Source organism: Bacteroides sp. BFG-637, from assembly GCF_024793605.1.
Lineage (GTDB): Bacteria > Bacteroidota > Bacteroidia > Bacteroidales > Bacteroidaceae > Bacteroides > Bacteroides vicugnae.
Genome location: NZ_JANUPD010000002.1, coordinates 2,290,819 through 2,316,839, shown reverse-complemented (window position 1 = coordinate 2,316,839; position 26,021 = coordinate 2,290,819). Strand labels below are relative to the sequence as shown.

The 26,021-nt window shown below is 44.4% G+C and carries 12 protein-coding genes, 1 tRNA gene and 3 pseudogenes; 11 read left to right on the top strand and 5 right to left on the bottom strand.

The genetic code is table 11. The features are described from left to right. The first annotated feature begins 7 nt into the window (after window positions 1–7). Window positions 8–1,022 (top strand): annotated as a pseudogene (locus tag NXX38_RS09055) (LacI family DNA-binding transcriptional regulator). A gap of 126 nt (window positions 1,023–1,148) precedes the next feature. Here the strand turns inward: NXX38_RS09055 and NXX38_RS09050 are convergent. The 3 genes from NXX38_RS09050 to NXX38_RS09040 form a co-directional block, all read right to left on the bottom strand. Next, complete coding sequence (locus NXX38_RS09050; protein ID WP_148364044.1) at window positions 1,149–1,709, bottom strand: FKBP-type peptidyl-prolyl cis-trans isomerase; 561 nt, start codon at window positions 1,707–1,709, stop codon at window positions 1,149–1,151. Between the two features lie 11 nt (window positions 1,710–1,720). Beyond that, window positions 1,721–3,262, bottom strand: a complete 1,542-nt coding sequence (locus NXX38_RS09045; protein ID WP_074559048.1) for a glycine--tRNA ligase — start codon at window positions 3,260–3,262, stop codon at window positions 1,721–1,723. Between the two features lie 243 nt (window positions 3,263–3,505). Then, window positions 3,506–4,567 carry a DUF6930 domain-containing protein gene (locus NXX38_RS09040; protein ID WP_258979293.1) on the bottom strand — a complete coding sequence of 354 codons (1,062 nt, stop codon included), beginning with the start codon at window positions 4,565–4,567 and terminating at the stop codon, window positions 3,506–3,508. A gap of 383 nt (window positions 4,568–4,950) precedes the next feature. Between NXX38_RS09040 and NXX38_RS09035 the strand changes: the two genes are divergently transcribed. The 9 genes and pseudogenes from NXX38_RS09035 to NXX38_RS08995 all read left to right on the top strand — a co-directional run bounded on the left by NXX38_RS09035 (window position 4,951) and on the right by NXX38_RS08995 (window position 19,456). Then, a complete protein-coding gene (locus tag NXX38_RS09035; RefSeq protein ID WP_195648833.1) occupies window positions 4,951–7,596 on the top strand; it encodes a DNA gyrase/topoisomerase IV subunit A in 2,646 nt (881 codons plus the stop codon). Between the two features lie 19 nt (window positions 7,597–7,615). Beyond that, window positions 7,616–8,455 (top strand): DUF3316 domain-containing protein, encoded by an 840-nt coding sequence (locus NXX38_RS09030; RefSeq protein ID WP_258981905.1) that lies wholly within the window; start codon window positions 7,616–7,618, stop codon window positions 8,453–8,455. 45 nt (window positions 8,456–8,500) lie between these two features. Further along, window positions 8,501–9,535 carry a S41 family peptidase gene (locus tag NXX38_RS09025; protein ID WP_008649432.1) on the top strand — a complete coding sequence of 345 codons (1,035 nt, stop codon included), beginning with the start codon at window positions 8,501–8,503 and terminating at the stop codon, window positions 9,533–9,535. Between the two features lie 73 nt (window positions 9,536–9,608). Beyond that, window positions 9,609–9,693 (top strand) — tRNA-Leu (locus NXX38_RS09020). 56 nt (window positions 9,694–9,749) lie between these two features. Continuing rightward, window positions 9,750–10,641, top strand: a pseudogene (locus NXX38_RS09015) (carbohydrate kinase family protein). Between the two features lie 181 nt (window positions 10,642–10,822). Continuing rightward, window positions 10,823–13,888 carry a TonB-dependent receptor gene (locus tag NXX38_RS09010; RefSeq protein WP_148364068.1) on the top strand — a complete coding sequence of 1,022 codons (3,066 nt, stop codon included), beginning with the start codon at window positions 10,823–10,825 and terminating at the stop codon, window positions 13,886–13,888. Window positions 13,889–13,954: 66 nt separating this feature from the next. Continuing rightward, the gene (locus tag NXX38_RS09005; RefSeq protein ID WP_148364069.1) at window positions 13,955–15,487 is read left to right on the top strand and encodes a RagB/SusD family nutrient uptake outer membrane protein; all 1,533 of its coding nucleotides are present in this window, start codon (window positions 13,955–13,957) and stop codon (window positions 15,485–15,487) included. A 142-nt stretch (window positions 15,488–15,629) separates the two neighbouring features. Then, a pseudogene (bglX, locus tag NXX38_RS09000) lies at window positions 15,630–17,941 on the top strand (beta-glucosidase BglX). Between the two features lie 111 nt (window positions 17,942–18,052). Further along, window positions 18,053–19,456, top strand: a complete 1,404-nt coding sequence (locus NXX38_RS08995) for a glucoamylase family protein (protein WP_148364071.1) — start codon at window positions 18,053–18,055, stop codon at window positions 19,454–19,456. Window positions 19,457–19,483: 27 nt separating this feature from the next. On the opposite strand, the gene NXX38_RS08990 is transcribed toward NXX38_RS08995, so the two are convergent. Both NXX38_RS08990 and NXX38_RS08985 read right to left on the bottom strand, forming a co-directional pair. After that, entirely contained in the window at window positions 19,484–22,042 is a 2,559-nt protein-coding gene (locus NXX38_RS08990) for an outer membrane beta-barrel family protein (protein ID WP_258979289.1), read from the bottom strand. A gap of 213 nt (window positions 22,043–22,255) precedes the next feature. Beyond that, on the bottom strand, window positions 22,256–22,705 hold the full coding sequence (locus NXX38_RS08985; RefSeq protein ID WP_148364073.1) for a hypothetical protein: 450 nt from the start codon (window positions 22,703–22,705) through the stop codon (window positions 22,256–22,258). A 1,093-nt stretch (window positions 22,706–23,798) separates the two neighbouring features. Between NXX38_RS08985 and NXX38_RS08980 the strand changes: the two genes are divergently transcribed. Beyond that, window positions 23,799–25,910 (top strand): BT4734/BF3469 family protein, encoded by a 2,112-nt coding sequence (locus tag NXX38_RS08980; RefSeq protein ID WP_258979285.1) that lies wholly within the window; start codon window positions 23,799–23,801, stop codon window positions 25,908–25,910. Window positions 25,911–26,021 lie beyond the last annotated feature (111 nt).

Below are 26,021 nucleotides of genomic sequence, written 5' to 3'. Positions count from 1 at the left end.
CTTTCAAATGGAAAACCGGAAACATACTTCACTCAAAGATCTCGCCCAAGCACTGGGGGTATCGATTCCCACTGTATCCAGAGCACTGAAAGACAGTCCGGAGATCAGTCGTGAACTTTGTGCCAAAGCAAAAGAACTGGCCAAAGAGATGAACTACCGTCCCAATCCTTTTGCCATGAGCTTACGGAAGAATGCACCGCGCATCATCGGAGTAGTAGTTCCGGATATTGTGACTCATTTCTTTGCATCTATTCTGAACGGAATAGGAAAATATGGCCATTGCCAACGGATATTTCGTGATTATCACCACGTCGCATGAGTCATACGAACATGAAAAGAGGAATATTGAGAATCTGGTGAATATGCGAGTAGAGGGTATTATCGCCTGCCTGTCTCAAGAAACAACCGATTTTTCCCACTTATCTGCCTTGAAAGACATCAATATGCCACTTATCCTATTCGACCGCGTTTGTTTGAGCGACCAATTTTCTTCAGTGATAGCAGATGGAGTGCAATCTGCACAAATGGCAACACAACATCTTCTCGATAATGGCAGCAAACGGGTAGCCTTTATCGGAGGAGCGAATCATCTGGATATTGTAAAGAGAAGAAAGCACGGTTATCTGGAAGCTCTACGCGAAAATCGAATTCCCATCGAAAAAGAGTTGGTCGTTTGCCGGAAGATTGATTATGAAGAGGGGAAGATTGCCACGGAGACGCTGTTATCTCTCCCCCAACCTCCCGATGCCATCCTTGCCATGAATGATACGCTGGCTTTTGCAGCTATGGAAGTTATCAAAAGCCGTGGACTTCGTATACCGAATGACATTGCCATTATCGGATATACGGACGAGCAGCATGCCAATTATGTAGAACCTAAATTATCTGCCGTATCGCATCAAACCTATAAAATGGGAGAAACTGCCTGCCAACTATTAATAGATCAGATTAAAGGAAATAAGACAATCAAACAGGTTACAATTCCGACACATCTGCAGATTAGGGAGAGTAGTATAAAATAAATTCAGGAAAGAAATATATAGTAGAAAAATGAAAAAGTAAATTCTGCTATTGAGATAAATAAAAAATATAGGTGTTGCATCTAAACGATACAACACCTTATTTATATTTATTATATTGTTATAAGATTATCTCTCTACAATCTTCTCTAATCTAACATTATATACTAATGCCGAATAAGCTTGCAGATTACCATCATTAGTGCTTGAGCCATATCCACTTTGATAAGGAATATACAAAGTCCAAAAATCACCAACTACCATATGTATCAGCGTATAAGACCAGCCGGAAATAACACCATTCAAAGTAAAATTTGCCGGAGAATCAAAGTCTGTAGGTTCTGTTCCTGTGTAAGTCTGTTGAACTACATCTCCATTGAAATAAGACATACGATAATGTGCACTTACTGTAGAAGTATATTGAGGCACCTCTTTGCCCGTCCCTTTTTTCACCTTCTTAACATATATCCATTGACCAGTTACCTCATCTTGATAACGATAAAGTTTCTCCGGATCATTCTTAGCTAAAGCCTGATTTTCAGGACTATCATACACACTAGCGATCGAGTCTATAAAAGCCACACTACGTGCCTGCCAATTATCATAACGACTCGTCTCTTCCGTCTCACTGCAAGCAGTGAACGCAAGAGCCAGCAATACTAAGGAGAATAAATAGATCTTTTTACTCATTCGTCAAAGGTTTATTGTAAAGTTTTCAATAGAGAAGTGATGCTTACTCTGTCTGCGATGATATTATTCAGTTCAGAGATAGCGACACGCTCTTGCTGCATGGTATCGCGGTTACGCAATGTCACACAATTATCTTCTAATGTCTGATGATCGACTGTTACACAGTACGGAGTACCAATAGCATCCTGACGGCGATAACGCTTACCGATACTATCTTTTTCGTCATATTGGCAATGGAAGTGGAACTTCAGGCTGTCAATAACTTCACGAGCTTTTTCAGGCAGACCATCTTTCTTTACCAACGGCATAACTGCCAGTTTCACCGGAGCCAAAGCAGCAGGCAATTTCAAAACGACACGGCTTTCACCATTTTCCAGCTGTTCTTCGCAATAAGATGCGCTCATGATACTAAGGAACATACGGTCAACACCGATAGAAGTTTCGATTACATACGGAGTATAAGACTCGTTCAGTTCCGGATCAAAGTATTTAATACTCTTGCCGGAGAACTTCTCATGTTGAGACAAGTCGAAGTTAGTACGAGAGTGGATACCTTCTACTTCTTTGAATCCGAACGGCATCAGGAATTCGATGTCAGTAGCGGCATTTGCGTAGTGAGCCAGTTTATCGTGATCGTGATAACGATAGCTTGCATCTCCGAAGCCAAGTGCCTTATGCCATTTCAAACGGATTTCTTTCCATTTCTTGAACCAGTCAAGTTCTGTCCCCGGTTTCACGAAGAACTGCATTTCCATCTGTTCGAACTCACGCATACGGAAGATGAACTGACGGGCAACGATCTCGTTACGGAAAGCCTTACCAATCTGTGCAATACCGAAAGGAACTTTCATACGACCCGTCTTCTGTACATTGAGGTAGTTTACAAAAATACCCTGTGCAGTTTCCGGACGAAGATAAATTTTCATGGCTCCGTCGGAAGTAGAACCCATTTCAGTAGAGAACATCAGATTGAACTGACGAACTTCTGTCCAGTTCTTTGTGCCGGAGATCGGACATACGATTTCTTCATCAATAATGATCTGACGCAATTCTTCCAGATTACCGTCGTTCAGAGCTTTAGCAAAGCGAGTGTGAAGTGCGTCACGTTTTGCCTGATGCTCCAATACACGTCCGTTAGTTGAACGGAATTGAGCCTCATCAAAAGATTCGCCAAATCTCTTGGCAGCCTTCGCTACTTCTTTATTAATTTTATCATCATACTTTGCCAACTGATCTTCAATCAGTACGTCAGCACGATAACGTTTTTTAGAATCCTTATTGTCAATCAAAGGGTCATTGAATGCGTCTACATGTCCGGAAGCCTTCCAGATAGTAGGATGCATAAAGATGGCAGAGTCGATACCGACAATGTTTTCGTGCAACAGCACCATGCTGTCCCACCAGTATTTCTTAATGTTGTTTTTCAATTCAACGCCCATCTGACCGTAGTCATACACAGCGCCTAGTCCGTCGTAGATATCGCTCGAAGGGAATACGAAACCATACTCTTTGCAATGCGATACAAGCTTCTTAAAAACGTCTTCTTGTGCCATTTTCTTTTCTATATCTATTAATTTGAATTTGCTTTTTTCGTAAAAAGTGCCACAAAGATAGGGATTTATCTCATAAATAAGACAGGGAGGGTATTAATTTATCTTATTCCTGAACTTCTTCACCGATTTCCAGCCCTTCTACCTCGAATTCCGCCAGTTCTGTCTCCTCATCTGCTTTCTTCATCTCTTTAGTCAGCATACTTTCCTAGCGTCACCTGTTCCGACAGATTGGTGCATTTAGTTTTATGAAAAGCTCATAAAGTTGTCGAGAAGGGACACCCAAGCTTCATTGAGTGCCGACAAATTTTGTTCGCGGACAAGAACAATGCTACACTGACGACAGAAGTCCTCTAAAAGCGCTTCGGTTTTCGCATCTTCCACTTGCATCTTTTGCGGCTTTCCTGCATTCCGACGAAAAGTATCGGCTAGTTCCACAAGTATTAGTATAGGATTTTTCTCAAAATCCTCTTTACAGAAAATGGGCCATAGATATTCAGAATCAGCATCTATACAAATCAGCACAGCTGGAAAATAAGGAACCTCACTCACTCCGTCATTTACAGGAGTAGGTATATGAATAATCCGCAGTTGCAAAATGCAAGATGTAGGAAGAGCTTTCACCATATTTACAAGTATATCATTTTCGAACTTCACCGTAGCATACTTGTCTTGCACAAGGGCAGGCAATTTCACAGTACTCCATTCATACGTTCCATCAGCGGTAGGGATAAGATAAGGCACAAGCTTACTTCCCTTTGCCGTGGGATAAGCTCCCCTCTTGTCAAAACCAAGACTTTCAAAATCATGTATCGTCAACTTTTCACTCACAGCAATTGCCGCACGAAGCGCTTCCGTAATGTCACGAGCATCTTTTTCACACGTGATGCCATATTGCGCCTTGTATGGCTCGAACCGGGTAAAGTCCGGCCATCCGTTGGAGCGACTAATTTTTAGACCAGCGTCATTGACATATTTGCGAATTCTCTTCTTCGTCGTGTCATCCAAGGTAGAAGCCGCCACGAAGTCACAATTGATGCAGTCAAAAGTCATCACAGTTTCAAACGTCTCGCAACCAAAAGATTGTTGCCTTCCCATATCCAAGGTCTTCAAGTAGCTGGAAAAGCCATTCTTACCTCTATAGAATCCAAGGGAGAAATGCTCACCTGCATTGCCCATCACACTACAATAGCCCGTCTCACCATCCGACAAGCGAAAAGCGAACACATCACTGTCAGTTAGCTCCTCCCACAAACAAATGCTGCGGAAACGAAGCGCTGCTTCAAGCATTTCATTAGTTAGTATCATAATTCTGTTTTTTAGTTTGAAGATTGCATTCAATATGATTACAAATAAACAAAAAAAATCCAGTTTCACTAAGCACTCCGTTTCTTTTTTTTGTTTTCGTTAAATAGATAGTGGCTCATTACAATTAACTCTTTGTTTCCCCCAAAGAAATCTACAACTTTTCTTATATCAATATTTTTTGGATCGGAGCCGCATTACTCTCCGTCTTTTTTGCTTTATTGGTATGGAATGTGAAATCAAAGGATTAACAGAACTGTCAGTATCATAAAAAACGTGAGTTCTTTTCGTCCTCATATGAATTTATTTCGTATTTTTGCGTGGACATCCCCTTTTTTGATGTTCAGGAAGATAATTTGTTGTTAAAGCAAAGCGAAGATTGATATATGAGTGACGAAATCAACGAGATAACGGAAGGACATTCAGACTACAAACCGGCGGACACGCGGGACGAAAACGTAAAGCATCAGTTAACAGGCATGTACCAGAATTGGTTTCTGGACTATGCTTCATACGTTATACTGGAACGTGCCGTGCCTCATATCAATGACGGTTTGAAGCCTGTGCAACGACGTATTTTACATTCAATGAAACGTCTGGACGACGGACGGTATAACAAAGTGGCTAACATTGTGGGACACACCATGCAGTTCCACCCTCACGGTGATGCTTCTATCGGAGATGCCCTGGTACAGTTGGGACAGAAAGACCTGTTGATCGATTGTCAGGGTAACTGGGGTAATATCCTCACCGGAGACGGCGCAGCTGCTCCCCGTTATATCGAAGCACGCTTGTCCAAGTTTGCGCTGGATGTTGTCTTCAATCCCAAAACCACCGAATGGAAACTTTCTTATGACGGACGAAACAAGGAACCGGTCACTCTTCCTGTGAAATTCCCGTTATTATTAGCACAGGGAGTGGAAGGTATCGCCGTGGGACTCTCTTCCAAGATCTTGCCGCACAATTTCAACGAACTTTGTGATGCCTCTATCAGCTATTTACGCGGAGAGGAATTCCAACTATATCCTGATTTCCAGACGGGAGGTTCTATCGATGTAGCCAAATACAACGACGGAGAGCGTGGCGGAGCCGTGAAAGTACGTGCCAAGATCAACAAGATTGATAATAAAACGCTTGCTATCACAGAAATTCCATACGGAAAGACGACTTCGACAGTGATCGACTCTATCCTGAAAGCTGTTGATAAAGGAAAGATCAAAATTCGTAAGGTAGACGACAACACGGCTGCCAACGTAGAAATATTGGTGCACCTCGCACCCGGCACCTCATCGGATAAAACGATTGATGCTCTCTACGCTTTCACAGACTGTGAAGTTAGTATCTCGCCCAACTGTTGTATTATCGATGACAGTAAGCCACATTTCCTTACTGTGAGCAAAGTCCTGAAAAAGTCTGCAGACAATACGATGGATTTGCTGAAACAGGAGCTGGAAATCAAGAAAGGAGAAATACTGGAATCCCTGCATTTCTCTTCTCTCGAAAAGATATTTATCGAAGAACGCATCTATAAGGATAAAGAGTTTGAGCAATCCAAAGACATGGATGCAGCCTGTGCACATATCGATGAACGCTTGACACCCTACTATCCGACATTTATCCGTGAAGTTACAAAAGAAGATATTCTCAAGTTGATGGAAATCAAAATGGGACGTATCCTGAAATTCAACTCGGACAAGGCGGATGAACTGATCGCCAAGATGAAAGAGGAAATTGCCGAGATTGATAACCATCTGGCCCATATCGTGGATTATACCGTCAACTGGTATCAGATGTTGAAAAACAAATACGGCAAGAATTTCCCGCGCCGCACGGAATTACGGAACTTCGACACCATCGAAGCAGCCAAAGTAGTAGAAGCTAACGAAAAACTCTATATCAACCGTGAAGAAGGATTTATCGGAACGGCATTAAAGAAAGATGAATTCGTGGCCTGTTGTTCGGATATTGACGATGTGATTGTCTTCTTCCGTGATGGCAAGTACATTGTTACTCCTGTTGCAGATAAAAAATTTGTCGGTAAGAACGTTCTTTATGTCAATGTATTCAAGAAGAACGATAAACGCACGATCTACAACGTAGCCTACCGTGACGGAAAAGAAGGAACGACCTACGTAAAACGCTTCGCCGTAACTTCCGTGGTCCGCGACCGTGAATATGATGTAACACAGGGAACTCCTGATTCACGGATCACCTATTTCAGCGCCAACCCGAACGGAGAAGCCGAAATCATCAAGGTGACATTGAAGCCGAACCCACGTGTACGCCGTATTATCTTCGAACATGACTTCAGCGAAGTCAGTATCAAGGGACGCCAGGCACGGGGTGTAATTCTCACCCGCTTGCCGGTACACAAAATATCCCTGAAACAAAAAGGCGGCTCTACTCTCGGTGGACGTAAAGTCTGGTTTGACCGTGACATACTCCGTCTCAACTATGACGGACGAGGCGAATATCTGGGAGAATTCCAAAGTGACGACTCCATTCTGGTTGTACTGAACAATGGTGATTTCTACACCACCAACTTCGATTTGAGCAATCACTACGAAGACAATGTGAGCATCGTTGAGAAATTCGATCCCCATAAGGTATGGACCGCTGCACTTTATGATGCCGATCAACAGAATTACCCGTACCTGAAACGCTTCTGCTTCGAGGCCTCCAACCGCAAACAGAACTATCTGGGAGAGAATAAGAATAACCGTCTCATCTTGCTGACCGATGAGTACTATCCGCGTCTGGAAGTTATATTTGGCGGACACGACAGCTTCCGTGATCCGTTGGATATCGATGCAGATGAATTCATAGCTGTCAAAGGGTTCAAAGCCAAAGGAAAACGCATCACGACCTATACCGTGGATACGATCAACGAACTTGAACCGACCCGCTTCCCCGAACCTGAACAAGAGCAGCAGGAAAGCCCGGAAGAGGAACCGGAAAATCTGGACCCGGACAGTGATAAGAGCGAAGGCGATATTATTGATGAGATCACCGGGCAGATGAAATTATTCTGATGAAGAAAAACTAATATACCTGGGGCTGACAGGATGCATCCTGTTCGCCCTTTGCACCAGATTACAAGCGCAGATTGACAGTCTGCAAACCCATCGGTATGTAACACGTGCCACCATGTACGGTGTAGGATTTACCAACGTATTCGACACCTATCTTTCACCGCAGGAATACAAAGGAATTGACTTCCGTATTTCCCGCGAGACGATTCGGATGACTAAGTTATTCGATGGAAATGTGTCTGTGCAGAATTTCTTTCAGGCAGACATCGGTTATACCCATAACCGTGCCGATAACAATAACACCTTCTCCGGATTAGTCAACTGGAATTACGGATTACACTACCAGTTTCGACTGACGGAGAATTTCAAATTATTAGCCGGAGGATTGATAGATGCCAACGGAGGCTTTGTCTATAATCTCCGGAACACCAACAATCCGGCATCCGCACGGGCATACGTCAATTTGGATGCCTCAGGAATGGCTATCTGGCATTTGAAAATCAAACGGTACCCGATGGTATTACGCTATCAAGTCAATCTACCGGTGATGGGAGTAATGTTCTCACCGCACTACGGACAATCTTACTACGAGATATTCTCTCTGGGAAATTCGAGTGGAGTGATAAAGTTCACCTCCCTGCATAACCAGCCTTCACTGCGGCAGATGCTCTCGGTCGACTTACCGATAGGATATACAAAAATGCGATTCAGCTATCTGGCTGATTTGCAACAATCCAATGTAAACAATATCAAGACACATACCTACTCGCACGTATTCATGGTAGGATTTGTGAAAGACCTATACCGTATCCGAAACAAAAAAGGAACAGCTTTGCCTTCATCGGTCAGAGCCTACTAAGAGAACAAAATTTAATGTTGAAACTTCAAGTGAGATCAATTAAGAATGAGAAATAAGATTAGACAAATGCTTTGGCTGCTCTGCTGTCTTCCGGTATTGACCGGTTGCATCGGAGAAGAAGACTACGCCAATGATCCTGTAGGAAACTTCGAACAACTATGGAAGATCATCGACGAACAGTATTGTTTTCTGGAAGCAAAAGGTATTGACTGGGATGCCGTTCACGACAAATATAGCCCACTGATTATTCCGACAATGTCTAATGACGACCTGTTCGACATCCTAAGCCAGATGCTATACATTTTAAAAGACGGACATGTCAATCTATCCTCTGCCAAACGTACTTCTTTCTACGATGAATGGTATCAGGGTTACGACTGGAACTACCGGGAAGATATTCTCTATCAAACTTATCTGGGCAGTGCCAGCACAGGATACTATACATCCGCCGGTTTAAAGTATAAAATATTCGATAATAATATAGGATATATTCGTTATGAAAGTTTCAGTTCCGGAGTGGGCGATGGCAACTTGGATGAAGTTCTCCTCTACCTGGCCACCTGCAACGGATTAATCATCGATGTACGTGATAACGGAGGCGGAAACCTGACCAACTCCACCCGCATTGCCGCCCGGTTTACCAACGAGAAAACACTTACCGGATATATACAGCACAAAACCGGACCGGGACATAATGATTTCTCCAAGATGGAGCCGATCTATCTGGAACCATCCAACAGCATCCGGTGGCAGAAGAAAGTAATCATTCTGACCAATCGTCGTTGTTATAGTGCCACCAATGATTTTGTGAATGCGATGCGTAGCTTAAACAAGGACAACGAAGAGAAAAGAATCATCCAGTTAGGTGACTGGACCGGAGGTGGTTCGGGACTTCCCTTCTCATCGGAATTACCTAATGGATGGAGCGTCCGTTTTTCCGCCAGTCCGCATTTCGACAAAAACAAGCAACCCTTGGAAGAAGGTATTGAGCCGGACATTGCCATCAATATGTCTGAATCAGATCAACTTAAGCACAAAGACACTCTGATTGAAAAGGCATTCGAAATCTTAAGTGAATAACTTTATTGTCGAATTATTTGCCAAATCAGAAAATCTTCCTATCTTTGCACCGCTAAACAAAAAAGCTACACATGCGGATGTGGCGTAATTGGTAGCCGCGCCAGACTTAGGATCTGGTGCCGTGAGGCGTGTAGGTTCGAGTCCTATCATCCGCACCAAAAATAAACTATAAGCCTTCAAGATACTATCTTGGAGGCTTTTTAATTAGTTAAACATGAATAAACATCAACTTTGCTGCATCGGTCACATCACATTAGACAAAGTAGTCACTCCTCAAAACACTGTCTACATGCCGGGAGGAACAGCTTTTTATTGTTCACATGCCATCCGCCATTTTAATGATATCGATTATGCGCTGGTAACGGCAGTAGGTGCCACTGAAATGAAAGTTGTAGAGCAGCTGCGCAAAGTGGGTATTAACGTAACCGCCTTACCGAGCAAACACTCCGTATACTTCGAGAACATCTATGGAGCCAATCCGGACGACCGTACCCAACGGGTATTAGCGAAAGCCGATCCGTTCACAGCCAGTCAGTTGAAAGAGATAGATGCGCAAATCTACCATCTCGGCTCTCTGCTGGCTGACGACTTCTCATTGGAAGTAATCAAAGAACTATCTCAAAAAGGGTTGATTGCAGTAGACTCACAAGGCTATTTACGTGAAGTGCGTGACACCCACGTCTATCCGGTGGACTGGACAGATAAGAGAGAAGCCTTGCAATATATTCATTTCCTCAAAGTCAACGAGCATGAAATGGAAGTACTGACCGGTCTTTCCGACCCGCATGGAAGCTGCCCGCCAATTATATGAATGGGGAGTGAAAGAAGTATTAGTCACATTAGGCGGCATGGGCTCACTTATCTTCAACGGAAAAGACTTCTATCGTATTCCGGCTTATAAGCCCAGAGAAGTGGTAGACGCAACGGGATGTGGAGACACGTATACCATCGGCTATTTATATCAACGGGTATCAGGTGCCGGCATCGAAGAAGCCGGTCGTTTTGCAGCCGCCATGTCTACATTAAAAATAGAGAAATCAGGTCCTTTCAATGGCAGCAAAGAAGACGTCATTCAATGTATGACCACTGCGGAACAAATGTTTTAAAACAGGAAAGGCATGAACCACACCGGTTCATGTCTGAACTTTTTCAACAGTCTCCTCACCCTTTTGTGTTAAAAACAAGCATCCTCTCTTTTTTCCCAAATCTTTTTTGAATTTCGTTTGTTTCCTTTGTTACTCTCGCCAAAAGACGGCAGAAAAAAGACTTCAACCTAAATAATAACAAATGGAAAAATTTAATGCAATGAGGACTAGACTTTTACAACATCTTCAGAAAAAAGCCATCAGGTCAAGGAGCATCATGACGCTTTTTTGCCTGCTATTGACCTCCACATCGGTCTTTGCACAGACAAAGACGGTGACAGGAACAGTGACGGATGCTGCCAATGAACCATTGATCGGTGCATCGGTACTCGTACAAGGAACTTCCACCGGAACCATCACGGATATGGACGGTAAATATTCAATCTCTGTCACACCGGAGGACGTGCTGGCATTTTCATACGTGGGAATGACTTCACAGACTGTTAAAGTGGGGGCACAGAATGTAATCAATGTCACTTTGAAAGAAGACTCACAAGTGCTAGCCGAAACAGTCGTTATCGGATACGGTAGTGCAAAGAAAAGAGACTTGACAGGTTCCATCACCAACGTCAAAGGAGAAGAAATAGCCAACAAACCGGCTATGAATCCGCTGTCTTCCCTGCAGGGAAAGGTAGCAGGTGTGCAGATTGTCAACTCCGGCCGGGCCGGATCTGATCCGGAAATACGTATTCGCGGAACAAACTCCATCAACGGATATAAACCGCTGTACATTGTCGACGGGCTATTCAACGACAACATTAATTTTCTGAATCCGGAGGATATTGAATCTATGGAGATTCTGAAAGACCCGTCATCTCTGGCTATCTTCGGTGTTCGCGGTGCGAACGGTGTGATCATCATCACCACAAAGAAAGCCAAAGAAGGACAGACACTGGTGAATATCAACACTTCTTTCGGTTTCAAGAAAGTGGTGGACAAAGTGAAACTGGTGAACGGCCCACAATTCAAGGAGCTATATAGCGAACAGCTTGCCAATCAAGGAGATAACCCATTCGATTATAGCGGTTGGGATGCCAATACAGACTGGCAAGACGAGATTTTCCAAACGGCCTTCATTACCAACAACAACATCAGTATTACAGGAGCTTCCCCCAAACATAGTTTCTACCTGGGCGTAGGCTACTCTTACGAACAAGGAAACATCGAGCATGAGAAATTCAGCAAGGTGACCATCAATGCCAGTAATGATTATAAGATTACAGACTTTTTGAAAGTCGGATTCCAGTTTAACGGAGCACGTATGCTTCCTGCAGATTCCAAACAGGTATTGAACGCTCTTCGTTCGGCTCCTATCGCTCCGGTATATAACGAAGAATATGGATTATATACGGCTCTGCCCGAATTCCAGAAAGCGCAGATCAACAATCCGATGGTAGACGTCGAATTGAAAGCGAATACTACCAAAGCAGAGAACTACCGGGCATCCGGTAACATTTACGGTGAGGTAGACTTCCTGAAACATTTCACTTTCAAGGCTATGTTCTCCATGGACTATGCATCGAACAACGGGCGTACGTATACGCCGATTGTGAAAGTATATGATGCCACTGTCAACGGAGGTGTTTCTACTTTGGGAACAGGAAAGACCGAGGTCAGCCAGTTCAAAGAGAATGAAACGAAAGTGCAGAGTGACTACCTGCTGACATACACCAACAGCTTCGACAACGGCAACCATAACCTGACAGCTACCGCCGGTTTTACTACTTACTACAATTCGTTGAGCCGATTGGACGGAGCACGCAAACAGGGAGTAGGCTTGGTCATTCCGGGCGATCCGGACAAATGGTTTGTCAGCATCGGTGATGCGGCTACCGCAACCAATGGAAGTACCCAATGGGAACGCAGCACAGTATCTATGCTTGCACGTGTCATCTACAACTATAAAGGTAAATATCTATTCAACGGTTCTTTCCGCCGGGATGGTTCTTCCGCTTTCTCCTATACAGGCAATGAATGGCAGAACTTCTTCTCACTGGGTGGAGGTTGGCTGATGTCTGAAGAAGAATTCATGAAAGATATCAAATGGCTGGATATGTTGAAAATCAAAGCATCTTACGGTACATTAGGAAACCAGAATTTGGACAAGGCCTATCCTGCCGAACCGTTATTGACCAATGCTTATTCCGCCGTATTCGGCAAACCGTCCATCATTTATCCCGGATACCAGCTTGCTTATCTGCCTAATCCTAACCTCCGTTGGGAAAAAGTAGAAGCATGGGAAGCTGGATTTGAAACGAACTTGCTCCGCAACCGCTTACATTTCGAGGGTGTTTACTACAAGAAGAACACCAAAGATTTGTTAGCCGAGGTTCCCGGAATTTCCGGAACAATCCCCGGCATCGGCAACTTGGGAGAGATTCAGAATAAAGGAGTGGAGATGGCAGTAACCTGGCGCGATCAGATCGGTGATTGGGGATATTCCGTCAGTGCCAACCTGACTACCATCAAGAATGAGGTCAAAAGCCTTGTTCAGGAAGGATATTCCATCATTGCCGGAGATAAACAGCAAAGTTACACAATGGCAGGTTATCCTATCGGATATTTCTATGGTTATAAGGTGGCGGGCGTTTATCAGTCGCAAGCAGATATTGACGCATCACCTAAAAACACGTTGGCTACCGTGACACCCGGTGACTTAAAATTCGCTGATGTGAACGGTGACGGAGAAATCACCCCGGAGGACCGTACCATGATAGGTAACCCTACCCCAAAGGTGACTTATGGTTTTTCCCTCGGAGTAAACTACAAGAATTGGTCGTTAGGCATCGACATGATGGGACAAGGCGGGAACCAGATTTTCCGTACATGGGACAACTACAACTTCGCCCAATTCAACTATCTGGAACAACGTATGGATCGTTGGCACGGAGAAGGTACCTCCAACTCCCAACCGTTACTGAACACCAAACATTCCATCAACAACCTGAACTCTGAATATTACATTGAGGACGGCAAGTTCTTCCGTATCCGCAACGTACAGTTAGCATATGCATTTGACAAAAGCTTACTTGCCAAAATACGCCTGCAAGCTCTGAAAGTCTATGTCAACATACAGAACCTGAAGACGTGGAAACATAACACCGGATATACTCCCGAACTTGGAGGAACCGCCACCGCATTTGGAGTAGATGACGGCAGCTATCCCGTACCGGCAGTCTACACCTTCGGTATCAACCTGACTTTTTAACGGCAGAGTGTCACGGGCAAGTTTTCTCATGCGGAATATAACTTTAATCTTTAAAACTATAATTGTATGAAACTAGATAAATATATATACTCAATTTTTATCGCTGCAGCCACACTATCGCTAGGCAGTTGTAGCGACTTTCTGGATCGCAGTCCACAAGGACAGTTCACGGAAGATGATAATCCGAACGCACTGGTCAACGGTAAGATTTATAATGTCTATACGATGATGCGTAACTATAATGTCACTGCCGGACCTCCCGCTTTTGCCATCCACTGTTTCCGTTCGGAAGATTCGGAAAAGGGAAGTATCGCCAGCGATGGTTCTGATGTAGCCGAGATGTATGACGATTTCGTGTATACGCCGACCAACGGTCTGCTAGGAGCTTATTGGGGGCAGAATTATGCCATCATCTACCAATGCAATGACATTCTTGATGCCATTGCAGAAAAAGAAACAGCCGGACAGACAGAAGCTGAAGATATTATCAATAAGGGAGAAGCTTCTTTCTTCCGTGCTTATTGCTACTTCAACTTGGTAAGAGCTTTCGGTGAAGTCCCCTTGGTGACTTATAAAATCAACGATGCATCGGAAGCCAATATCCCGAAGACAACCACTGATAAAATCTATGAGCTGATTGACAAGGACCTGAAAACAGCAGAAGAATCATTGCCGGAAACTTGGAGTACCGAATACACCGGACGACTGACTTGGGGAGCTGCCCGTTCCTTACACGCACGTACTTATATGATGCGCAACGATTGGGACAATATGTACACAGCCTCCACCGATGTCATCAGCAAGGGACTCTATAACCTGAAAACTCCGTATAACGAGATTTTCACGGATGACGGTGAAAACAACGGCGGTTCTATATTCGAACTTCAATGTACAGCCACTGCCGCCCTTCCTCAAAGTACCGTTATCGGTAGCCAGTTTTGTGAAGTGCAGGGTGTGCGCGGAGCAGGTCAATGGGACTTGGGCTGGGGATGGCACATGGCAACAGAAAATATGGCACAAGCTTACGAGCAGGGTGACCCACGTAAAAACGCGACCCTACTCTACTTCCGCCACTCGGACAGCGATCCTATCACTCCGGAAAACACCAATGAGCCTTATGGCGAATCTCCGGTTTCCCCGGCAATAGGGGCTTACTTCAATAAGAAAGCATATACCGATCCGGCTTTGCGTAAAGAATATACCAACAAGGGCTTCTGGGTAAACATTCGTTTGATCCGCTACGCAGATGTATTATTGATGGGAGCTGAAGCGGCCAACGAAAAAGGAATCCCGGGTGAAGCAATCGACTATTTGGAACAGGTCCGCGCACGTGCCAGAGGTACCAATACCAATATATTGCCTAAAGTGACGACCACCGACCAGGGAGAATTGCGTGATGCCATCCGCCACGAACGCCGCGTGGAACTGGGAATGGAATTCGACCGTTTCTACGATCTTGTTCGCTGGGGTATTGCAAAGGAAGTGTTGCACGCAGCCGGTAAAACAAATTATCAGGACAAAAACGCATTACTGCCATTGCCTCAAACAGAGATTGACAAGTCTAAAGGAGTACTGGTACAGAACCCCGACTATCAATAAAAAAGTTTCTCGGTGCCGAACGGTTGTTTCCTCGGTGCCGAAACTATAGTTTCCCGGTGCCGAACGATGTCCTCCTCGGTGCCGGACATTCAACATATAGGGAGGACTTTATATGAATGGATATAAAAGTAGAAATAATAGCATGATATACAAAAAGTTAAGTCTATCCGTCCTGTTGTTTGCCGCAGGTTTTCTGACCGCATCGGCACAGAAGTCGCCACAGGATATGGATCGCTTCATCGACGTATTGATGAACAAAATGACTTTGGAAGAAAAGATCGGACAGTTGAACCTCCCCGTCACCGGAGAGATTACTACGGGACAAGCCAAAAGCAGCGATATTGCCGCTAAAATCAAGAAAGGCGAAGTGGGAGGGTTGTTCAACCTGAAAGGAGTGGAGAAAATACGTGAAGTACAGAAGCAGGCTGTGGAACAATCCCGTTTAGGAATTCCATTGCTGTTCGGTATGGACGTCATTCACGGATACGAAACGATGTTCCCTATCCCACTCGGCCTGTCTTGCACTTGGGACATGACAGCCATTGAGGAATCGGCCCGCATTGCAGCCGTAGAAGCCAGTGCCGACGGCATTTCATGGACTTTCAGCCCGATGGTGGATATTTCACGCGACCCTCGTTGGGGACGTGTGTCCGAAGGCAGCGGCGAAGACCCGTTTCTCGGAGCTATGATTGCCGAAGCGATGGTGCGCGGCTATCAGGGGAAGAACATGGAACGGAATGATGAAATCATGGCCTGTGTAAAGCATTTTGCACTATATGGTGCGGGAGAAGCAGGACGTGACTATAACACCGTAGATATGAGCCGGCAGCGGATGTTCAATGATTATATGCTGCCGTATGGAAGCAGCCGTTGAAGCAGGTGTAGGTAGCGTGATGGCTTCTTTTAATGAAGTGGATGGTATTCCGGCCACTGCCAACAAATGGCTGATGACAGACATTCTCCGCGGACAGTGGGGATTCAACGGTTTTGTGGTAACCGATTATACGGGTATTTCAGAAATGATCGACCATGGTATCGGTGATCTTCAAACGGTATCTGCCCGTGCCATCAATGCCGGAGTGGATATGGATATGGTAAGCGAAGGCTTTGTGGGGACATTGAAGAAATCCGTTCAGGAAGGAAAAGTCTCTATGGAAACGCTGAATACGGCTTGCCGCCGTATTCTGGAAGCCAAATATAAACTGGGATTGTTTGATAATCCTTATAAATATTGCGATCCGAAACGTCCGGCACGCGATATCTTTACCAAAGCGCATCGCGATGCAGCCCGCAGTATTGCAGCAGAAAGTTTCGTTCTTCTGAAAAACGACAGTCCCGACGGCAATCCGAACGGAAATCCGTTACTGCCTTTCAATCCGAAAGGAAATATTGCAGTGATCGGTCCGTTGGCAAACAGCCGGAGTAATATGCCGGGTACATGGAGCGTAGCAGCCGTGCTCGACCGCTGCCCTTCTCTCGTGGAAGGACTGAAAGAGATGACTGCCGGAAAAGCGAATATCATGTACGCCAAAGGAAGTAATCTGATTAGTGATACTAGTTACGAAGAACGGGCAACGATGTTCGGCCGTTCCCTGAACCGCGATAACCGCACCGACCAACAATTGTTGGATGGAAGCGTTGAACGTAGCCCGCCGGTCGGACATTATCATCGCTGCCTTAGGCGAATCTTCCGAAATGAGCGGTGAAAGTAGCAGCCGCACGGATTTAAACATTCCCGATGTACAGCAAAATCTGTTGAAAGAGCTTTTAAAGACAGGCAAACCGGTAGTACTGGTATTATTTACAGGTCGTCCGCTTACGTTGACTTGGGAACAGGAACACGTGCCCGCCATTCTGAATGTATGGTTTGGAGGTAGTGAAGCAGCTTACGCCATTGGCGACGCCCTCTTCGGTTATGTCAATCCGGGTGGTAAACTGACTATGACTTTCCCGAAGAACGTAGGCCAGATACCTCTTTATTATGCGCACAAGAATACCGGACGTCCTTTGAAAGAAGGTAAATGGTTTGAGAAATTCCGCAGTAACTATCTCGACGTGGATAATGATCCGCTTTATCCGTTCGGTTACGGTCTTTCTTATACTACTTTCTCTTACAGTGATATCGACTTGAGCCATTCCAGCATGGACATGACCGGATCATTGACCGCAGCAGTGGAAGTTACCAATACCGGCACATGGCCCGGCACGGAAGTAGTACAGCTTTATATCCGCGACGTTGTAGGCAGCAGCACCCGTCCCGTCAAAGAATTGAAAGGCTTTCAGAAAATATTCCTGGAACCGGGAGAGATGAAGATTGTCCGTTTCAAGATTGCACCGGAAATGCTACGGTATTATAATTATGACCTGCAACTGGTTGCCGAACCGGGCGACTTTGAAGTGATGATCGGCACGAACAGCCGGGATGTGAAAACTGCGAAATTTACATTGAACTAAACTTTTAGGCACGGATTACACGGATTACGCTGTTGTTTTATGTAACCACAATTCCTAAAACCGTGAAATCCGTGTAATCCGTGCCTAATCCTATAAATTATGACCTTGATTATGAACGATAAATATAAAAGAATCGCAGTGATGAGCGCACTTCCGCTCATGTTACTGTTTCTATCCGCCATCGCCCTGACTTTCCAAAGCTGTAAAGGGAAAAGCAAGAATGACAACCTTACTGCCGCCACCGACTCGCTGTCGGACGACGCCCTGATGGACACCGTTCAGCGACGGACTTTCCTCTATTTCTGGGAAGGTGCCGAACCGAATAGCGGTCTGGCTCCCGAACGGTATCATGTGGACGGCGTATATCCTGAAAACGATGCCAATGTAGTCACTTCCGGCGGCAGCGGTTTCGGCATCATGGCTATCCTTGCGGGAATCGACCGCGGCTACGTCACCCGCGAAGAGGGACGGGCACGGATGGAACGCATCGTTTCTTTCCTCGAAAAAGCAGACCGTTTCCACGGAGCCTACCCCCACTGGTGGTATGGTGATACCGGAAAGGTGAAACCGTTCGGTCAGAAAGACAATGGAGGCGATCTGGTAGAGACAGCTTTCCTCATACAAGGTCTGCTTGCCGTGCACCAATATTACGTCAACGGAAATGAGAAAGAGAAAGCACTCGCTCAACGTATCGACCGGATTTGGCGGGATGTCGACTGGAACTGGTATCGGAAAGGCGGGCAAAATGTCCTCTACTGGCATTGGAGTCCGACGTATGGCTGGGAAATGGATTTCCCCGTACACGGTTACAACGAATGTATGATTATGTATATTCTTGCTGCCGCTTCTCCCACACATGGAGTACCTGCAGCCGTTTATCATGACGGTTGGGCACAGAACGGAGCCATCGTCTCTCCACACAAAGTAGAAGGAATCGAATTGCATCTCCGCTATCAGGGCACGGAAGCCGGACCGCTTTTCTGGGCTCAATATTCTTTCCTCGGACTTGATCCGGTGGGATTGAAAGATGAATACTGCCCCAGCTACTTCCACGAGATGCGCAACCTGACATTAGTCAACCGCGCTTACTGCATCCGCAACCCCAAACATTACAAAGGTTTCGGACCGGATTGTTGGGGACTGACTGCCAGTTACTCCGTCGATGGATATGCAGCTCATTCACCCAACGAGCAGGACGACAAAGGAGTCATCTCCCCTACCGCCGCACTTTCATCGATTGTCTATACACCGGAGTATTCCATGCAGGTAATGCGCCATTTGTATGGCATGGGGGATAAAGTGTTCGGTCCTTTCGGATTCTATGATGCTTTCAGCGAAACGGATAATTGGTATCCGCAACGGTATCTGGCTATCGACCAAGGACCTATCGCTGTAATGATCGAAAATTACCGGACAGGGTTGTTATGGAACCTTTTCATGAGCCATCCTGACGTACAAGCCGGATTGACCAAACTTGGTTTTAACACCAACAAGCAAGACGTGAGACAGAAATAAATGGGAACTACGGTGCGTGGAAGTGGTCTACTGACCACCTCCGCCACCCGTGTTTCCACTTTCTCCGCCACCTTTCACATCATCATTGTCGATGCTGCGCGCAGCTTTCTTCACACTGGCTTTCAACTCTCCAAGCCGATAGCTGACACTAAAGCCGAAATACCGGCTCGGATATTTACTCGAACTTTTCGAGATAAAGTTAACTCCTTCCGTGTGATTATTGTAAGTTCTGTATTTCTCTACGATATTGCTACAATAAATATTCAAAGAAAGACGTTCTTCTTTCAGGAAAGAACGGCTCAATCCCAAGCTATAATAATTATATCCCGAACCTCTTCCCTGCAAACTGATACGCGGTGTACTTCCCCCTCCGTTCAAGCTCAAACGGACTTTTCCCGGTAGAGTTTGCTGAATACCTCCATACGCAGAGGCATTCCATCCATAATTATGCAACTCTTGGGCAGGACTCCGCAAATCACTATAATTTCCACGCCCATTGATGTAAATCCTCGTTTTGGGAGAAGCATTCCAGTTCAGATAAAAGTTCAATCCAGTTTCCCGGCTTTTGCCAATATTATCATACGTGCTATACAAAGCCCCATAAGGAGCTTTATGACCACCTTCAAATATTTCTCCGTCTTTATCGGTAATCAGGCGGCTGACTCTTTCAATTCCATTGTTATTGAAAGAATGGCGCAAAGAGAGATTGATGTTGAACTTGGCGGTGAAACTGCTGTAAGACAAATCAAACGAATGGCTCTTTTCACTCTTCAGGTTCGGATTTCCCTGATTGATAAACATCGGATTCTGATTATCAAAATAAGGATTCAAGTTCCAAATGCCCGGTCGCCAGATACGCATATTATATCCGCCGCGAAGGTTCTGCGTCTTACCTAGTTTTATTCCCAAGGAAACGGAAGGAACCAGATCGCTAAAGTTCGAGTTGAAATTCTCGCCTGCACCGACCAGATACTTCACTTCCTGTATGGTTTGCTCATAACGAAGTCCCGGTTTGAAAGTAAAATCCTTGTATTTCAGCGTATATCCGGCATAAGCGGAAAGGATATGATTCAGATGGCGGTACTCGCTGCTACGTTTCTCATTATATGCATAGTTTTCACTTTCCCCTTCGGTGTCATAAAACCGATTATCACTGGAGTTGCGCCGGAAAATATATTTAGCACCGGTTTCAAGCGTATGCAACTTTCCAATCGGAGTGGTATAGTCCACCTGGAAAGTTTGTTCCATTGTGTTCGTCTTTCCGTCCGAATGGAAATTCTTCAATGACAGTTCTTTGATGATCTCCAGTTTATTCTCATCAGGCTCGATGTCCAGATAAGTATTATAGGAATCATTCGTTTGAGGTTGGGAGTTGATTTTATAAGAAAGGGTAATCATCCGTTCTTTGTTCTTCCGGGAAGTACGTTGATAGTCTATATTACCGTTGATGGAATACCATGATCCTTTTCCATGATTGTCCGTTCTATAACGATATGCAAAATCCTGACGATCAGCTCCGTGCATAATCGTAGTTCCGCCACTGTTGCTTTTGTCATTGCTACCATACATTCCGAAAGCCACAGTCAGCAGCCTCAACGTATCAATCTCGTAACTGGCTTCTAAATTGCCATACTGGAAATTACCTTTCGATTTGGAACTGCTTTCCGATTCCAGAAACTTTTCATTCTCCTTATCAGGTTCATAATTCTCCCGGTAACTGTCGGAATAGCTGCGCGGACTATTATTATAATTATAGTTGTAGTTGGCAGAAACCGTCAGTTTGCCCTGCTTCACCATTGCATAAGTGCCGGCGCCTACTCCGTTGTTGCTGGCATTTCCTCTGAAAGTAGCCGTATATCCTTCAAATCCGGTACCCACTGTGACGATATTCAAAATACCTCCGATACCTTCCGCATCATATTTGGCTCCCGGTGAAGTAATCACCTCAATATATTTAATTGTATTTGCCGGCATACTTTTCAGTACTTCCTTCGGATTATTACTCATCATATTATTGGGCTTTCCATTCACATGGATCTTGAAGCTGCTACTGCCGTTCACTTGCACATTGTCTTCTCCATCCACCGTGACCAGAGGGACTTTCCGAAGCATCTCCAATATACTGTTCGATTTTGAATCCGGATCATCTTCAATATTATATTCGATCTTATCCACATCTACCTTCACCAAAGGTTTCTGTGCAACAACCTCCACTCCTTTCAGCACATTATTGGCTTCTGAAGAAATCATCGTTCCCAAATCAATCTCCCTGACCGAAGGTTTTAAAGTGAACTCTTTTACTATAGGCGACTTGCCAATGGAAGAAATCGTGATTATATAACTGCCTGCAGCGACATTCAGTTTCTCCTGAAATTTACCATTCGCCCCTGTGACCGCCATCTTTACAGCTTTATCCGGAGCATTTTTGGGAGTAATCTTAATCGTGGCATACGGTTCTCCTTCTTGTGTTAAAGAATCAAGAAGCACTCCTTTGATGGTATAAGAAGGAGCCGTGGATTTTTGTGCCCACCCAGCCACAGACGTGGCGAACACGAATAGCAATAGTAGTAACAGTCTGTGTTTCATGACTAGAAATATTTAGTTTATGTTTATTAGACGCAGAATATTCAAAAATGCTGCGAAATCAGGAGCCAAAAGTAATTGGTTTATCAACGCTTACGAATTTTTCGGAGTTAAGAATATAAAACGAATGGATAAAAAATCTTATGACAGTATATTTATAGTATTTTTAAACATTTCTGTTCAGGGGTATCTTTAAATAAATGAGATGGATAATATTTACCGTCGTATCAACCGTATCAGCCGCCTTAAGTTAGCGCAGATTCTTCCAATCCAACAGAAACTAAAGTTCTCTTCATATTCCGTGAACACTTTTTCGCAGTCCCGGAGTCGGCTGTTTTGCCTTTTTATAACAGTTTGTATTTCTTTCATCCGGGCGATTTGCTCCCTTTGATTCAGAAGTTCCTTGTCTTGATAACCGATGATTTCAGCATATAAAAGACAAATCTTTGTCTTTCCAATACACAGCTCTTCCAATGTGTCGATATACTCGGCTGTAATTCGATCCTTATTCTGATGCAGGAATCCTTCAAGACTTTCTTCATCAACAGCAGTGATAGCTCCCTCATATGACATAGGGAATCTTTTCATCTCCGCCCAAAGCCAGATTACCTCTTTGTTAATTCCATACTTGACCGCTGCTTCTTCTACGCTAATCCATTTCGACATAATACATTTGTTTTAATGTGTTCCACAATAAAGATTGAATATTATTTTGTTTATGTGGAGCAACGGGCATTCACGTTTTCTGTATTTCGGGCGGACGGGGAATTGTTTAGGTTAGACTTTTTGGGGTAATCATAACCGACCGGACACAAGAAAGACGTGAATGCTGTTGCACCATTATCTACCTCTAAGGCTAGCAATACCCTCGTAAAAGACAATGATAACAACAGACACCCACGTCAATCGTTTATATATAACACATCTTTTACGGATATGTTGATATACAGCCGTTCACGTGGAGTATCTGTCGAATCATCTCTCTTTACTTAAACTTGCTATTTTTAGAGGTGAGAGATAATACACATATACTCAATTTAGTAATATATACTGCTTCCCGCTAGTTTCATCACGCTGATGAGCAGAAAGCACATGACAAAGATATACATATTTTTCTAAATGTGATAGAAATATGGAAATAAATGCTGGAAGTTATGTATATCCATCAAACTCTCTCATACATAAAAATGAAAATCCTCTTTCAACCTATCACCGGCATCACCAAATCCTTTATTCATCGTACTTTCAGAACGGTGACAGGTTGTCATTAACCTATCACCACATCTATCACCTATCACCGCTTGATTTTTGAAAAAAGCCTATAGCAAACAGTCATTTTAATAAGGAGTAATCTTTGTTTCATACTTAGAAACTCTTGTTTCCAAGGCTTGAAACACTTAGTTCCAAAGGCTAGAAACTTTAGTTTCAAAGCCTAGAAACTTTAGTTTCCTGCTGATGGAACCAAAGTTTCCCCATGGTGAAACTAAAGTTTCAAGCCGGGGAAACAAGAGTTTCAAGCCTTGAAACCAAGTGTTTTGAGGCATGAAACATTTTTTATCCCGTAATGAACTACATTCTTCATTTTAGTATATTCATGCGATAAGCTCTCTTCACAATAGAATTTTGCGACCACATAAAGGAACAGAATCCGCCCCATGAAATAAACAATAAATAAGTACGATATAACTTGGCAAACCGGATAATAAAGCCTATCTTTATGAGCCTTTAATAAAGAGGCATAACAATAAACACTTTTAACATGAAACTTACTTTGATGCGGGACAACAACGGAACATCAACCATGCGGACGTTGGACATAAACCTACAAATAGAAGCGATGAAGCATGAAACGAAAGCCCGCCCGATAAGTAATCTACGGACAAGCATACGTTATGCCTCACCGGACAGCAAACTGGAAGCTGCTCAAAAACTACCCAAAGTCATCCCTGCGGCTAACTTCCGCAAAACAACAAATGGCGCACAAATGACCGGATATAACGGCATTGTGCAAATAGAAGTAAACCATCTGGCAAACCGGACGGAAGTAAACCGTATCAAACAGGAAGCAGCAGAACTTACACAGACTTTTGCCGCCTTTATGGGTTCCAGCGGTCATTCCGTAAAAATATGGCTACGCTTCACCCGCCCGGACAAATCACTTCCTAAAGACCGGGAAGAAGCAGAAATATTCCAAGCCCACGCCTACAGAAAAGCCGTCAGCCTTTATCAACCGGCACTCTCCTACTCCATCGAACTGAAAAATCCGACATTGGAGCAATTCTGCCGGCAAACGTGTGATCCGGAACTTTACTATAATCCCGACTCCACCGTCATTTATATGCGTCAGCCATTGGAAATGCCATCGGACACAACCTACAAAGAATCCGTACAAGCAGAAACATCTCCTTTCAAACGGCTGATTCCCGGTTATGACAGCTTTGACACTTTGTCCGCACTCTTCGAAGCAGCACTGAACAAGGCTTACCATTCATTAAGCGAACTTCACCCCAACATACACCTACATTCCGACGAAGATCTCAAGCCATTATTGGTCCATCTGGGGGAAAACTGTTTTCAGGCAGGCATACCGGAAGAAGAAACAGCCCGTTGGGCAATCGCTCATTTCTACACCAAAAAGAAAGAATTTCTCATCCGGCAAACCATACAGAACGTATATACAGGAGCCAAAGGATTCGGACAAAAATCACCTTTATCAACCGAACAGGAACTGGAATTTCGAACGGAAGAGTTTATGCAACGCCGATACGAATTTCGTTACAACACAATGACGACTGTTACGGAATTTCGCGAACGGAACACCTTTTGTTTTTGTTTCCGCCCCATCACCAACCGTATACGCAACAGTATCGCCATGAACGCACGTCTGGAGGGCCTCAACCTATGGGACCGGGACGTGATCCGTTACCTCGATTCCGACCGCATCCCGATATTCAGCCCTATTGAGGATTTTCTTTTCGGAGTGGATGTCCGTTGGGACGGACGCGACCGGATTCGTGAACTGGCTTCCCGTGTTCCCTGCAACAACGCTCACTGGCCGGATCTGTTTTACCGCTGGTTTCTAAATATGGTGGAACATTGGCGTCACACCGATCGAAAGTATGCCAATTGTACAGTACCGCTACTTGTCGGACCGCAAGCTTATCGAAAATCGACTTTCTGCCGGAGTTTGTTGCCGCCGGAATTACAGATATATTACACCGACCGCATTGATTTCAGTAATAAAAGGGATGCCGAGCTGGCTCTAAACCGTTTTGCGCTCATCAACATGGACGAGTTCGATCAGAATAGAGTAAATCAACAGGCTTTCCTGAAACATATCCTGCAAAAGCCCGTGGTTAATATCCGTCGTCCTCACGGCACAGCCACACAAGAGATGCGCCGTTACGCTTCATTTATAGGAACAAGCAACCACAAGGACTTACTGACTGACACTTCCGGAAGCCGACGCTACATTGTTATCAATGTGACCGGTCCGATTGACTGTTCTCCAATTGATTACGAACAACTTTATGCGCAAGCAATGCACGATATTTACAGGGGAGAACGTTACTGGTTCGACACTGAAGATGAAAAGGTGATGACCGAAGCCAATCAGGAATTTCAAGTAGTTCCCATTGCGGAGCAGTTATTCCACCAATTTTTCCGGACTGCTAAAGAAGAGGACAAAGAATATGAGTTACTTCTTGCTATTGAGATACTGGAACAGGTGCAACACGACAGTAGAATTCATATATCCGATTGCAATATTATTCAATTCGGAAGAATATTGCAAAAGAATCAAGTGCCTTCTATACATACCAAGCGCGGGAATGTTTATAAAGTGGTCCGAATCAAGCCGAAAAGAACATAAATATACGTTTTTCTACAAGGTGATAGGTGAAAGATACGGTGATAGGTTAGGAATGACCTATCACCGCTCTGTAAATACGATGAATAAAGAGTTTCAGGATGATGGTGATAG

Bases quoted from the DNA above. Each gene is read 5' to 3' on its own strand.
- NXX38_RS09045 (WP_074559048.1), bottom strand. From the start codon at position 3,262: ATGGCACAAGAAGACGTTTTTAAGAAGCTTGTATCGCATTGCAAAGAG.
- NXX38_RS09010 (WP_148364068.1), top strand. From the start codon at position 10,823: ATGGAAAAATTTAATGCAATGAGGACTAGACTTTTACAACATCTTCAG.
- NXX38_RS09035 (WP_195648833.1), top strand. From the start codon at position 4,951: ATGAGTGACGAAATCAACGAGATAACGGAAGGACATTCAGACTACAAA.
- NXX38_RS09050 (WP_148364044.1), bottom strand. From the start codon at position 1,709: ATGAGTAAAAAGATCTATTTATTCTCCTTAGTATTGCTGGCTCTTGCG.
- NXX38_RS09005 (WP_148364069.1), top strand. From the start codon at position 13,955: ATGAAACTAGATAAATATATATACTCAATTTTTATCGCTGCAGCCACA.
- NXX38_RS09025 (WP_008649432.1), top strand. From the start codon at position 8,501: ATGAGAAATAAGATTAGACAAATGCTTTGGCTGCTCTGCTGTCTTCCG.
- NXX38_RS08990 (WP_258979289.1), bottom strand. From the start codon at position 22,042: ATGAAACACAGACTGTTACTACTATTGCTATTCGTGTTCGCCACGTCT.
- NXX38_RS08980 (WP_258979285.1), top strand. From the start codon at position 23,799: ATGAAACTTACTTTGATGCGGGACAACAACGGAACATCAACCATGCGG.
- NXX38_RS08995 (WP_148364071.1), top strand. From the start codon at position 18,053: ATGAACGATAAATATAAAAGAATCGCAGTGATGAGCGCACTTCCGCTC.
- NXX38_RS09040 (WP_258979293.1), bottom strand. From the start codon at position 4,567: ATGATACTAACTAATGAAATGCTTGAAGCAGCGCTTCGTTTCCGCAGC.
- NXX38_RS08985 (WP_148364073.1), bottom strand. From the start codon at position 22,705: ATGTCGAAATGGATTAGCGTAGAAGAAGCAGCGGTCAAGTATGGAATT.